This window comes from Mycobacterium sp. ITM-2016-00316, from assembly GCF_002968335.2.
Lineage (GTDB): Bacteria > Actinomycetota > Actinomycetes > Mycobacteriales > Mycobacteriaceae > Mycobacterium.
On sequence record NZ_CP134398.1, the window covers coordinates 874,418 to 889,181 of the forward strand.

1 protein-coding gene is annotated in these 14,764 nt (G+C 64.0%); it reads right to left on the reverse strand.

Annotated features, from left to right (window positions below; translation table 11 throughout):
- Positions 1-69: 69 nt before the first annotated feature.
- Positions 70-14,703, reverse strand: coding sequence for a tandem-95 repeat protein (locus tag C6A86_RS04235; RefSeq protein ID WP_311101034.1), 14,634 nt, complete (start codon positions 14,701-14,703; stop codon positions 70-72).
- Positions 14,704-14,764: the final 61 nt, after the last annotated feature.

A 14,764-nucleotide genomic window follows, 5' to 3' on the forward strand; every position in this document is an offset into this window, starting at 1 on the left:
CGGGTACGACAGCGGCGGGTGCTCCAGACCCAAACATCGCGGCGGGCGGTCTCACCCCTTGCTACGTCGTCAGAAGTCCCTGTCGGCGGTGCCCGACTCGGTGGCCGACGTCGTCGTCATCACGTTCCCGGCCAGGTCCTCCGGCCTCGTACCCGTCGAGGGCGTCCAGACCATCGCACCGGTCCCCAGAGCGATCTGTCGGTACACGCCGAACGCTTCGGAGTTGTATGTGCCGAGAACAACCGTGAGTGTGTTGCCGGTCAACGTCATCGTGGACGCCGTTCCGGTCGCGCCATAAGTGACGGGGGCGCTGCCACTCAAGCTGGCGAGATAGTCCTGGCGGCCGAGATAGACCGTACCCAGGGGCAGTATCGCGCTGTTCGTCGAGTCGTAGATCTGCAGGTAGTCGTCGAGGCCGTTCAAGAGGGTGCCGTTGTACCCGCGCACCACGACGTTCGTCGTCGAACCGTCCCATCCAGCCAGGATCGTTGTCGGATCGATCGCCTCGCTGAACGTGTAGGTGATGGTGTCTCCCTGTTCGATCAATCCGGCGGAGCCGCTATTGGTGGTTTGGACATTGACGGCTGTGGGGGCGACGTTGTCGACGACGGTGATGCTGACGGTGGCGACGGTGCTGTTCGCCGTGCCATCGCCTGCTACGTAGGTGAAGCTGTCGGTGCCGTTGTAGTTCGTCGCGGGCGTGTAGGTGAACGAGCCGTTCGCATTCAGCGTCAGTGAGCCATGGGTGGGCCCGGCCACCACCGATGCGGTGAGCGTGTTGCCGTCGGCGTCGGTGTCGTTGCTCAGGACGTTGCCGTTGAGGGCGATGCCCTGGTTGGTGCTGTAGGTGTCGTTGGTGGCGACGGGCGCATCGTTGACGGCGTTGACCGTCACCGTGACGGTGGCGGTGTTACTGGTGATCGCGCCGTCGCTGGCGGTGTAGGTGAAGCTGTCGGTGCCGTTGTAGTTGGTGGTGGGGGTGTAGGTGAAGGTGCCGTCGGTATTGAGGGTCAGGGTGCCGTGGGTGGGTCCGCTGACCAGCGTTGCGGTCAGCGTGTCGCCGTCGACATCGGTGTCGTTGCTGAGCACGTTGCCGGCGAGCTGGACATCTTCGTTGGTGGTGAAGGAGTCGTTGGTGGCCACGGGGGCGTCGTTCACCGGGGTGACGGTGATCGACACCGTGGCGGGGCTGCTGGTGGCGGTGCCGTCGGTGGCCGTGTAGGTGAAGCTGTCGGTGCCGTTGTAGTTGGCCGTCGGGGTGTAGGTGAAGGTGCCGTCGGCGTTGAGGCTCAGGGTGCCGTTTGTCGGCCCATTGACGAGGGTGGCGGTGAGGGTGTTGCCATCGGCGTCGGTGTCATTGCTCAAGACGTTGCCGTTGAGGGGGGATTCCTCGTTGGTGGAGTAGGTGTCGTTCACGGCGACGGGAGTGTCGTTGACCGCGGTGACGGTGATGCTGACCACCGCGGTGTTGCTGTTGACGGTGCCGTCGTTGGCCTTGTAGGTGAAGACGTCAGAACCCGTGTAGTTGGCCGTCGGGGTATAGGTGAAGCTGCCATCTGCGTTGAGGGTCAGGGTGCCGTGGGTCGGTCCGGTGACCAGTGTTGCGGTGAGGGTGTTGCCGTCGGCGTCGGTGTCGTTGCTGAGCACGTTGCCGGTCAGTGGGGTGTCTTCGTTGGTGGTGTAGCTGTTGGAGACGGCGACGGGGGCGTCGTTGACGGCGTTGATGGTGACGGAGACGGTGGCGGTGTTGCTGGTGGTGGTGCCGTCGCTGGCGGCGTAGGTGAAGCTGTCGGTGCCGTTGTAGTTCGTGGTGGGGGTGTAGGTGAAGGTGCCGTCGGTGTTGAGGGTGAGGGTGCCGTGGGTGGGTCCGCTGACCAGCGTTGCCGTCAACGTGTTGCCTTCGGCGTCAGTGTCGTTGGTCAGTACATTGCCGGTCAGTTGGGTGTCTTCGTTGGTGGTGTAGCTGTTGGAGACGGCGACGGGGGCGTCGTTGACGGCGTTGATGGTGACGGAGACGGTGGCGGTGTTGCTGGTGGTGGTGCCGTCGGTGGCGGTGTAGGTGAAGGAGTCGGTGCCGTTGTAGTTGGTGGTGGGGGTGTAGGTGAAGGTGCCGTCGGTGTTGAGGGTCAGGGTGCCGTGGGTGGGTCCGGTGACCAGTGTTGCGGTGAGGGTGTTGCCGTCGGCGTCGGTGTCATTGCTGAGCACGTTGCCCGTCAGGATGCTGTCCTCGTTGATGCTGAAGCTGTCCCCGGCGGCGACCGGAGTGTCGTTGACGGACGTGATCGAGATCGTCACCAAGGCGTTGTCCGTCAAGGTGCCGTCGCCGGCGGCGTAGGTGAAGCTGTCGGTGCCGTTGTAGTTGGCCGTCGGGGTGTAGGTGAAGGTGCCGTCGGCGTTGAGGGTCAGGGTGCCGTGGGTGGGTCCGCTGACCAGTGTCGCGGTGAGGGTATTGCCGTCGGCATCGGTGTCATTGCTGAGCACATTGCCGCTGACCTGGGTGTCCTCGTTCGTGGTGAATGAGTCATCCACAGCGACCGGGGCATCGTTGAGGGCCGTCACCGCGATTGTCACCAGGGCGGTATTGCTGGTCGCAGATCCATCTGATGTCCGATAGCTGAAGCTGTCGATGCCCGCGTAGTCGGCGGTCGGGGTGTAGGTGAAGCTGCCATCCGCGTTGAGGGTCAGGGTGCCGTGGGTGGGCCCATCGACCAGTGTTGCGGTGAGGGTGTTTCCGTCGGCGTCGGTGTCGTTGGTCAACACGTTGCCGGTGAGGGTGCTGTCCTCGCCGATGGTATACGAATCGTTGTTCGCGATGGGGGCGTCGTTGATCGGGTCGACGGTGATCGACACGGCTGCAACAGAACTGGTGGTGGTTCCGTCGCTGACGGTGTAGGTGAAGCTGTCGGAGCCGTTGTAGTCGGCGTCCGGGGTGTAGGTGAAGGTGCCGTCGGTGTTGAGGGTCAGGGTGCCGTTTGTCGGTCCGTCGACCAGGGTGGCGGTGAGGGCGTCGCCGTCGATATCGCTGTCATTGGAGAGCACGCTGGCCGACAAGCTGTTGTCCTCGTCGAACGTGAACGAATCGTCTTCGGCGACCGGGGCGTCGTTGACGGCGTTGATGGTGATGGAGACGGCGGCGGTGTTGCTGGTGGTGGTGCCGTCGGTGGCGGTGTAGGTGAAGCTGTCGGTGCCGTTGTAGTCGGCGGTGGGTGTATAGGTGAAGCTGCCGTCGGCGTTGAGGGTGAGGGTGCCGTTGGTGGGGCCATCGACCAAAGTTGCTGTGATCGTGTCCGATTCGGCGTCGGTGTCGTTCGACAACACAGTGCCGGTAAGGATGCTGTCCTCGTCAGTGCTGAAGGAGTCGTCGACGGCGACGGGGGCGTCGTTGACCGCGTTGACGGTGATCGACACGGTGGCCACGGAACTCGTGGCAGCGCCGTCAGTCGCGGTGTAGGTGAAGGAATCAGCCCCGTTGTAGTTCGCATCCGGGGTGTAGGTGAAGCTGCCGTCGGGGTTCAGCGTCAGAGTCCCGTTGGTCGGCCCGGTGACCAGGGTGGCGGTGAGGGTGTCGCCGTCGTTGTCGGTGTCGTTGGTCAGGACGTTGCCGTTGAGGACGGTGTCTTCGTCGGTGCTCACCGTGTCACCCGCGGCTACCGGGGTGTCGTTAATGGGATCGACCGTGATCGAGACCGTGGCAACGGAGCTGGTGGCGGTGCCGTCGCCGGCGGTGTAGGTGAAGGAGTCGGCCCCGTTGTAGTTCGCTGCTGGTGTGTAGGTGAAGGATCCGTCGGGGTTCAGCGTCAGGGTGCCGTTGGTCGGCCCGTCGACCAGGGTGGCGGTGAGGGTGTCGCCGTCGACATCGGAATCGTTGGTCAGGACGTTGCCGGTGAGGACGGTGTCTTCGTCGGTGCTCACCGTGTCACCCACGGCGACCGGTGCGTCGTTAGCGGGATCAACCGTGATCGAGACCGTGGCAACCGAACTGGTGGCCGTGCCGTCGCCGGCGGTGTAGGTGAAGGAGTCGGCCCCGTTGAAGTCGGCTGCTGGCGTGTAGGTGAAGGATCCGTCGGCATTCAGGGTCAGAGTGCCGTTTGCCGGCCCGGTCACCAGTGTCGCGGTCAACGTGTCGCCGTCGGCATCCGAGTCGTTGGTCAGGACGTTGCCGTTGAGGACGGTGTCTTCGTCGGTGCTGAACGAGTCATCAACAGTGGCGGGAACATCGTTGACCGAGCTGACCGTGATCGACACCGTGGCAACAGAACTGGTGACCGTGCCGTCGCTCGCGGTGTAGGTGAACGAATCGAGGCCGTTGTAGTTGGTGGCGGGTGTGTAGGTGAAGCTGCCGTCGGGGTTCAGCGTCAGGGTGCCGTTGGTTGGCCCGGTGACGAGGGTGGCGGTGAGCGTGTTGCCATCCACGTCGGAGTCGTTCGATAGGACGTTGCCGTTGAGGACGGTGTCTTCGTCGGTGGTGAAGGTGTCGGCGACAGTAACGGGGGTGTCGTTGACCGCGCTGACGGTGATCGAGACCGTGGCAGCCGAACTCGTGGTGGTGCCGTCGCCGGCGGTGTAGGTGAAGCTGTCGGCCCCGTTGTAGTTGGCATCCGGTGTGTAGGTGAAGGATCCGTCGGGGTTGAGGGTGAGGGTGCCGTTGGTCGGCCCATCGACCAGTGTCGCGGTGAGGGTATTGCCGTCCACGTCCGAATCGTTGGTCAGGACGTTTCCGGTCATTGGGGTGTCTTCGTCGGCGCTCACCGTGTCACCCACTGCGACCGGGGTGTCGTTAACGGGATCAACCGTGATCGACACGGTGGAAACAGAACTGGTGGCCGTGCCGTCGCCGGCGGTGTAGGTGAACGAATCAGCGCCGTTGTAGTCGGCTGCTGGTGTGTAGGTGAAGCTGCCGTCGGGGTTCAGCGTCAGGGTTCCGTTGGTCGGTCCGGTGACGAGGGTGGCGGTCAGCGTGTTGCCGTCGGCATCCGAGTCGTTGGTTAGGACGTTGCCGTTGAGGACGGTGTCTTCGTCGGTGCTCACCGTGTCACCCACTGCGACCGGGGTGTCGTTGACGGCGTTGACCGTGATCGACACGGTGGCAACAGAACTGGTCGCCGTGCCATCGGTGGCGGTGTAGGTGAACGAGTCGGCGCCGTTGTAGTTCGCATCCGGTGTGTAAGTGAAGGATCCGTCGGCATTGAGGGTCAGGGTGCCGTTGGTCGGCCCGTCGACCAGTGTCGCGGTGAGGGTATTGCCGTCGACATCGGAGTCGTTGGAGAGAACGTTGCCGGTGAGGACGGTGTCTTCGTCGGTGCTAAACGTGTCACCCACCCCCGCGGGGGTGTCGTTGACCGCGTTGACCGTGATCGAGACCGTGGCAGTCGAACTCGTCGCGGTGCCGTCGCCTGCCGTATAGGTGAACGAGTCAGCGCCGTTGAAGTCCGCATCCGGGGTGTAGGTGAAGGATCCGTCGGGGTTCAGCGTCAGGGTTCCGTTGGTCGGTCCGGTGACGAGGGTGGCGGTGAGTGTGTCGCCATCGACGTCGGAGTCGTTGGAGAGCACGTTTCCGGTGAGGGCGGTGTCTTCGTCGGTGCTGACCGTGTCACCCACCGTGACCGGGGTGTCGTTGACGGCATTGACCGTGATCGACACCGTGGCAATCGAACTCGTGGTCGTGCCGTCGGTGGCGGTGTAGGTGAAGCTGTCGGCGCCGTTGTAGTTCGCTGCTGGTGTGTAGGTGAAGCTGCCGTCGGGGTTGAGGGTGAGGGTGCCGTTGGTGGGTCCGTCGACCAGGGTCGCGGTGAGGGTGTCGCCGTCGTTGTCGGTGTCGTTGGTCAGGACGTTTCCGGTGAGGACGGTGTCTTCGTCGGTGCTCACCGTGTCACCCGCCGTGACCGGGGTGTCGTTGACGGCGTTGACCGTGATCGACACTGTGGCAACCGAGCTGGTGGCGGTGCCGTCGGTGGCGGTGTAGGTGAACGAGTCGGCGCCGTTGTAGTTCGCTGCTGGTGTGTAAGTGAAGCTGCCATCCGGGTTCAGGATCAGCGTGCCGTTGGCCGGCCCGTCGACCAATGTCGCCGTGAGCGTGTCGCCGTCGGCATCTGAGTCATTCGACAGGACGTTGCCGGTGAGCGTTGTGTCCTCATCGGTACTGGAGCTGTCGGCGACGGTGACGGGTGCATCGTTGACCGGGCTGACGGTGATCGACACGGTGGCAACGGAACTCGTTGCCGTGCCGTCGGTGGCGGTATACGTGAAGGAATCAGCCCCGTTGTAGTTGGCGGCCGGGGTGTAGGTGAAGGATCCGTCGGGGTTGAGGGTGAGGGTTCCGTTGGTGGGTCCGTCGACCAGGGTGGCGGTGAGGGTGTCGCCGTCGGTATCGGAGTCGTTGGTCAGCACGTTGCCGGTGAGGACGGTGTCTTCATCGGTGCTCACCGTGTCACCGACTGCCGTGGGGGTGTCGTTGACTACATCGACGGTGATCGCCACGGTAGTAACGGAGCTGGTGGTGGTGCCGTCGCCGGCGGTGTAGGTGAATGAGTCGGCCCCGTTGTAGGTCGCTGCGGGTGTGTAGGTGAAGCTGCCGTCGGCATTCAGCGTCAGGGTGCCGTTGGCCGGCCCATCGACCAGTGTCGCGGTGAGCGTGTCGCCATCGACATCCGAGTCGTTCGATAGGACGTTGCCGGTGAGGACGGTGTCCTCGTCGGTGGTGAAGCTATCGGCGACGGTGACGGGTGCATCGTTGAGCGGGCTGACCGTGATCGACACCGTCGCAATGGAACTGGTGGTCGTGCCATCAGTTGCAGTGTAAGTGAACGAATCGGCCCCGGTGAAGTCGGCGGCCGGGGTGTAGGTGAAGCTGCCGTCGGTGTTGAGGGTCAGGGTGCCGTTGGTCGGTCCGGTGACGAGGGTTGCGGTCAGCGTGTCGCCGTCGGTATCGGAATCGTTGGTCAGCACGTTTCCGTTCAGCTGGGTGTCTTCATCCGTGCTTACCGTGTCACCCGCTGCGACTGGAGCGTCGTTGACCGGGTTGACGGTGATCGACACCGTGGCAACCGAACTGGTGGCCGTGCCGTCGCCGGCGGTGTAGGTGAAGCTGTCGGTGCCGTTGTAGTTGGTGATGGGGGTGTAGGTGAAGGTGCCGTCGGCATTCAGCGTCAGGGTGCCGTTGGTCGGCCCGTCGACCAGCGTCGCGGTCAACGTGTCGCCGTCCACGTCCGAATCGTTGGTCAGAACGTTGCCCGCCAGCTGGGTGTCTTCGTCGGTGGTGAAGCTATCGCCTGCGGCTGCCGGAGCATCGTTGACCGGGTTGACGGTGATCGCCACGGTGGCCACCGAACTGGTGGCCGTGCCGTCGCCGGCGGTGTAGGTGAAGCTGTCGGCGCCGTTGTAGTTCGCTGCCGGGGTGTAGGTGAAGCTGCCGTCGGGGTTGAGGGTCAGGGTGCCGTTGGTGGGTCCGGTGACGAGGGTGGCGGTCAACGTGTCGCCGTCCACGTCCGAATCGTTGGTCAGAACGTTGCCCGCCAGCTGGGTGTCTTCGTCGGTGGTGAAGCTATCGCCCACGGTGACGGGGGTGTCGTTGACCGGGTTGATGGTGATGGAGACGGTGGCCACCGAACTGGTAGTGGTGCCGTCGCTGGCGGCGTAGGTGAAGGAGTCGGTGCCGTTGTAGTTGGCCGTCGGGGTGTAGGTGAAGGTGCCGTCGGTGTTGAGGGTGAGGGTGCCGTTGGTCGGTCCGGTGACGAGGGTGGCGGTGAGGGTGTCGCCGTCGATGTCGGTGTCGTTGGTCAGGACGTTTCCGGTGAGGGCGGTGTCTTCGTCGGTGCTCACCGTGTCACCCACTGCGACCGGTGCGTCGTTGACGGGATCGACCGTGATCGACACTGTGGCAACCGAGCTGGTGGCAGTGCCGTCGGTGGCGGTGTAGGTGAACGAGTCGGCCCCGTTGTAGTTCGCATCCGGGGTGTAGGTGAAGGACCCATCGGCATTGAGAGTGAGGGTGCCGTTGGCGGGTCCGTCGACCAGGGTGGCGGTCAACGTGTCGCCGTCAACATCCGAGTCATTGGTCAGCACATTGCCGGTGAGAACAGTTTCTTCGTCGGTGCTGAACGAGTCGTCGGCGGTGACAGGTGCATCGTTGACCGGACCGACGGTGATCGACACTGTGGCAATAGAACTGGTGGCGGTGCCGTCGGTGGCGGTGTAGGTGAACGAGTCGTCCCCGTTGTAGTTCGCATCCGGTGTGTAGGTGAAGGACCCATCGGCATTGAGAGTGAGGGTGCCGTTGGCGGGTCCGTCGACCAGGGTGGCGGTCAACGTGTCGCCGTCAACATCCGAGTCATTGGTCAGCACATTGCCGGTGAGAACAGTTTCTTCGTCGGTGCTGAACGAGTCGTCGGCGGTGACAGGTGCATCGTTGACCGGACCGACGGTGATCGACACTGTGGCAATAGAACTGGTGGCGGTGCCGTCGGTGGCGGTGTAGGTGAACGAGTCGGCCCCGGTGAAGTCGGCGGCCGGGGTGTAGGTGAAGCTGCCGTCGGGGTTCAGCGTCAGGGTGCCGTTGACCGGCCCATCGACCAGTGTCGCGGTGAGCGTGTCGCCATCGACATCCGAGTCGTTCGATAGGACGTTTCCGGTGAGGGCGGTGTCTTCGTCGGTGCTTACCGTGTCACCCACCGTGACCGGGGTGTCATTGACGGCGTTGACGGTGATCGCCACGGTGACAAACGAGCTGGTCGCCGTGCCGTCGCTCGCGGTGTAGGTGAAGCTGTCGGCGCCGTTGTAGTTCGCTGCTGGTGTGTAGGTGAAGCTGCCGTCGGCATTCAGCGTCAGGGTGCCGTTGGTCGGTCCGGTGACGAGGGTGGCGGTGAGGGTGTCGCCGTCGTTGTCGGTGTCGTTGGTCAGCACGTTGCCGGCCAGCTGGGTGTCTTCGTCGGTGGTGAAGCTATCGCCTGCGGCTGCCGGAGCATCGTTGACCGGGTTGACGGTGATCGACACCGTGGCAGTCGAACTCGTCGCGGTGCCGTCGCCTGCCGTATAGGTGAACGAGTCAGCGCCGTTGAAGTCCGCATCCGGGGTGTAGGTGAAGGATCCGTCGGTGTTGAGGGTCAGGGTTCCGTTGGTGGGCCCGGTGACGAGGGTGGCGGTGAGGGTGTCCGCGTCGTTGTCGGTGTCGTTGGTCAGCACGTTGCCGGCCAGCTGGGTGTCTTCGTCGGTGGTGAAGGTGTCGTTGGCGGTGACAGGTGCATCGTTGACCGCAGCGACGGTGATCGACACGGTGGCCACGGAACTGGTGGTGGTGCCGTCGCTTGCGGTGTAGGTGAACGAGTCGGCGCCGTTGTAGTTCGCTGCCGGTGTGTAGGTGAAGCTGCCGTCGGCATTCAGGGTGAGGGTGCCGTTGGTCGGCCCGTCGACCAGGGTTGCCGTGAGCGTGTCGCCATCGACATCGGAATCGTTGGTCAGCACGTTTCCGGTGAGGGCGGTGTCTTCATCCGTGCTCACCGTGTCACCCACGGCGACTGGAGCGTCGTTGACCGGGCTGACCGTGATCGTCACGGTGGCAATGGAGCTGGTCGCGGTGCCGTCGCTTGCGGTGTAGGTGAACGAGTCGGCGCCGTTGTAGTTCGCTGCGGGTGTGTAGGTGAAGCTGCCGTCGGCATTGAGGGTGAGGGTGCCGTTGGTCGGCCCGTCGACCAGGGTTGCCGTGAGCGTGTCGCCATCGACATCGGAATCGTTGGTCAGCACGTTTCCGTTCAGCTGGGTGTCTTCGTCCGTGCTCACCGTGTCACCCACGGCGAGTGGAGCGTCGTTGACCGGGCTGACCGTGATCGTCACGTTGGCAATGGAGCTGGTCGCGGTGCCGTCGCCTGCCGTATAGGTGAAGGAGTCGGCGCCGTTGTAGTTGGCCGTCGGGGTGTAGGTGAAGGTGCCGTCGGCATTGAGGGTCAGGGTGCCGTTTGCCGGCCCGGTCACCAGTGTCGCGGTGAGGGTATTGCCGTCCACGTCCGAGTCATTCGAGAGAACGTTTCCGGTCAGTTGGGTGTCTTCGTCGGTGCTCACCGTGTCACCCGCCGTGACCGGGGTGTCGTTGACGGCGTTGACCGTGATCGAGACCGTGGCAACGGAACTTGTGGCGGTGCCGTCGCTGGCGGTGTAGGTGAAGGAGTCGGCGCCGTTGTAGTTCGCTGCCGGTGTGTAGGTGAAGCTGCCGTCGGCATTCAGCGTGAGGGTGCCGTTGGTAGGCCCGTCGACCAGGGTCGCCGTGAGGGTGTCGCCATCGGCGTCCGGGTCGTTGGTCAGGACGTTGCCGGTGAGAACAGTGTCTTCGTCGGTGCTGAAGGTGTCGTCGGCGGTGACGGGTGCATCGTTGACCGGGCTGACCGTGATCGAGACCGTGGCAACAGAGCTGGTGGCGGTGCCATCGCCGACCGTGTAAGTGAACGAGTCGGCGCCGTTGTAGTTCGCTGCCGGTGTGTAGGTGAAGCTGCCGTCGGCATTAAGCGTCAGGGTGCCGTTGGCCGGCCCATCGACCAGCGTCGCGGTCAATGTGTCGCCATCAATATCTGAGTCGTTGGTCAGGACGCTCCCGGCGAGGACGGTGTCCTCATCGGTGCTGAACGAGTCATCAGCAGTGACCGGCGCGTCGTTGACCGCGTCGACCGTAATCGACACCGTGGCAGTCGAACTCGTCGCAGTGCCGTCGCCTGCCGTATAAGTGAACGAGTCAGCGCCGTTGAGGTCCGCATTCGGGGTGTAGGTGAACGACCCATCGGGGTTCAGCGTCAGGGTTCCGTTGGCCGGTCCGTCGACCAGGGTGGCGGTGAGGGTGTTGCCATCGACATCGGTGTCGTTGGTCAGGACGTTGCCGGTGAGGACGGTGTCCTCGTCGGTGGTGAAGCTATCGGCGACGGTGACAGGTGCGTCGTTGACCGCGTCGACCGTAATCGACACCGTGGCAACCGAGCTGGTGGCCGTGCCGTCGCTCGCGGTGTAGGTGAACGAGTCGGCCCCGTTGAAGTCGGCTGCCGGTGTGTAAGTGAAGCTGCCGTCGAGGTTGAGGGTCAAGGTGCCGTTGGCGGGTCCATTAACGAGGGTGGCGGTGAGCGTGTTGCCCTCGGCGTCGGTGTCGTTGGTCAGCACGTTGCCGGTGAGGGCCGTGTCCTCATCGGTGGTGAAGCTGTCGCCCACCGCGACAGGAACGTCATTGACCGCGCTGATTGTGATCGACACCGTGGCGACAGAACTGGTGGCAGTTCCGTCGCTCGCGGTATACGTGAAGGAATCAGCCCCGTTGTAGTTCAGCACTGGTGTGTAGGTGAAGGTGCCGTCCGCGTTCAGCGTCAAGGTGCCGTTGGCGGGTCCGTTGACGAGGGTCGCGGTGAGCGTGTTGCCGTCGGCGTCGGTGTCGTTCGACAGCACGTTGCCGGTGAGGATGCTGTCCTCGTCCCCGGTGTAGCTGTCTGCGTTCGCAACCGGCACCTTGTTGTCGGGAGCGACCGAGATCGAGACCACGGCCACTGAACTGATGGCGCTACCGTCGGATGCGGTGTAAGTGAAGGAGTCCGCTCCCTTGTAGTTCGGCGCTGGGGTGTAGGTGAACGAGCCGTTTGGATACAGGGTGAGGGTGCCGTGGGTGGGGCCGGACACCAATGTCGCGGTCAATGAGAGGGATTCAGCGTCACTATCGTTGGAAAGGACATTGCCTGCCAGAGTGCTGTCTTCATTGACGGTGTAGCTGTCATTGCCGGCAACCGGGACATCGTTGACCGGGTCGACCAGCACGACCACGAGGGCCGGAGCGCTGGATAGCACTCCGTCCGAGACGGTGTAGCTGAACCAATCCACGCCGTTGAAGTTGGCGGTGGGGGTGTAGGTGAAGGTGCCGTCCGAATTGAACTCCAGGGTGCCGTTCCCTGGGCCTTCGGTCAGCGACGCCGTCAGTGAATCGCCCTCCACGTCACTGTCGTTGGCGAGCAGGTTTCCAGTCAGGGAGCTGTCCTCATTGATGCTGAAGATGTCGTCGCCGGCGACGGGTGCATCGTTGACCGGGCTGATGGTGATCGACACGGTGGCGACCGAACTTGTCGCGGTGCCGTCGCCGGCGATGTAGGCGAACGAATCCGCCCCGGAGTAGTCGGCGTCCGGCGTGTAGCTGAACGAGCCATCCGTGTTCAGCACAAGAGTTCCGTGGCTGGGTCCGATAACCGTCGTGGCCGTGAGGGTGTTTCCGTCGATATCGGTGTCGTTGCTGAGCACGCTTCCGGTCAGGACACTGTCCTCGTTGGCGGTGAATGTGTCGTTGACCGCGACTGGGGCGTCGTTGACCGGTGTCACCGTAATCGAGACTCTGGCAACAGAACTGGTACCCACGCCGTCGGTGGCGGTGTAGGTGAACGAGTCTGTGCCGGTGTAGTTGGCTGCCGGCGTGTAGACAAACGCACCATTGCCGTCGAAGCTCAGGCTTCCGTGGGCCGGACCGTTGACCACGACGGAGGTCACGGAATCGCCATCGACGTCACTGACACTCACGGTGCCCGTGTAGCTGGCGTCCTCGTTGACACTGAACGAAGTGTCACTTGCTACGGGGGTGTCGTTGACGGCGTTGACCGTGATGATGGCGGTAGCTGAATTGCTGGTGGCCACGCCATCGGACACGGTGTAGGTGAAGCTGTCGGTCCCGTTGTAGTTGGCGGCGGGTATGTAGGAGAACGACCCGTTGGGGTTCAATGTGAGGCTGCCGTGAGCCGGTCCCGCCCCTAGTGACACGGTCAGGGAGTCCCCGTCCGCGTCGGTGTCATTCGGCAGCACACTCCCGGTCAGGATGCTGTCTTCATTGATGGTGTAGCTGTCGTTCTGGGCGACGGGTGGGTCGTTGACCGGTGTCACCGTGATGGTGACGAGTGTCGGTGCACTGGAGAGTGTTCCGTCCGAAGCGACGTAGGAGAATCCGTCCGTGCCATCGAAGTTCGCGCCCGGCGTGTAGGTGAAGGACCCGTCGGCATTGAGCTGCACGTTGCCGTGACTTGCGGGCATCACGAGGCCGGCGGTGATGGCGTCGCCATCGGTATCGGCGTCGTTGTTCAACACGTTCCCGGAGATCGCCGTGTCCTCCGTGGTGGTGTACAGATCGTCGCTGGTCTGCGGTGCCTTGTTGACCGGGGTGACCACGATCGCCACGGAGGCGCTGGCGCTGGCCATGAGGTTGGAGGCGCGGTAGGTGAATCCGTCCACGCCATTCCAGTCCGGATTTGGCGTGTAGTTGAAGACTCCGTTCTGTCCCATCGTCACGCTGCCGTTGGATGGTTCAGAAAGCACTGTTGTGGTTAGTGTTTCGTTGTTTGGGTCGCTGTCGTTGCTCAGCACGCTGCCCAGTACCGGTACATCTTCGTGGGTTGTGTAGAAGTCGTTGTTGACGATCGGCGGGGTTTCGGCGGCGACGACGTTGATGGTGATCGTGGCCGTATCGGTGTGACCCCAGGCGGGGCGTAGGAACCCGAGCAGCCCGTGCATGTGGAAACGATTGCCGGCATCGCTGGCTGTAACGGTGAATTGGTCGAGGCCGGTGTAGTCGTCGTCGCGGGTATAGGTGAACGTGCCCGTCAGTTCGTCGACGGTGACCCAACCGTGGCGGGGCCCACCGGGGACGCCCCGTGTCGGCACGATGTAGGTGAGCCGGTCGCCGTCGCCGTCATGGCCGTTGAATGCTGTTGGGCTGCTTGTTCCGTCTGGTTCAAGGACAAGGGTCAGTGCCTGGGGCAGCACAACGGGGGACCTGTTGAAGAACGTGCGCTGGAACTCCCGGACGACGGAGGCCAGCATCGCCCACAGCAGGGGTGGTTGGCAGGGGGCGGCCGGCCCCGGTGCCAGGAACGGCGACAGCAGCGTCGAGACGAATACCTGCATGACGCTCGTCTTCGCGGCCGGGGCCGCCGCGATCGGCGCGAGGGAAGCCGCCGATGGCGTACCGACGCCCGCCGCCGGGCTGCTGTTGGCCCAGAAGTCCATACCTGCGGTTTGTGGTGCCGGCTCGGTCTCGTCGGTCCGGGACTGCAGGGAGATGGCGGCCGATGGAGTCGATCCGGTGGGCAGTACGGGGGCTGCATGATCGGCCGGCGTCGAGTCGGATGCCGACGCATCGGAGTATGGGCGGTCGGGTTCGGACGACGGTGGCGCCGCGTCGAGGACCGATCCGTCCGTGTTGGTCGACGCGGGGGTGGTGACCGTGGCGTCGGGCTGGCTCGCCGGCTCCGTCGCTGCATCGACATCAGTGTGAGTGGGCGCCTCGGTGGTGACGTCCGGCCCGGTCTCGTCCACTGCATCCGCGGGAGCCTCGACGATCGGCGCGACAGTCGTCGACCCAGGCGTTTTCGCCGTCCGGGGAGAGGTTGTCGCCGGTCTCACCGACTTGGGTTCCTTTTTGCGCGGCGTAGTCGGTGATGAGTCGTGCGAGGTGTTCTTGGACGTGGTGGGGCTGGCGTGCGCAATCCCGGCGCCGAGTCCGGTGGTCAGCGCAGCGCCGACACCGAGTGCGATGGCCAGCCCGCCGACCCGGCCGATGTACCTGCCGTAGTTGCCGTTGTCGGCGTTCGACGTGGCTGCCTGGGCATCCAGTCGGAAGGTGGGGTACGTCGCTTGGGCGCGGGCGGGGTTCTTGTGCTTGTGGTGGCGGGCCCGGTTGCGCCCCGCATCCCGACGTCGTGCAGAAGATGCCAATATCCCACTCCCAGCGCTCAGGGTCCCTCGTTGGACCACTCGCCTCGCAGTGGCACGTTTC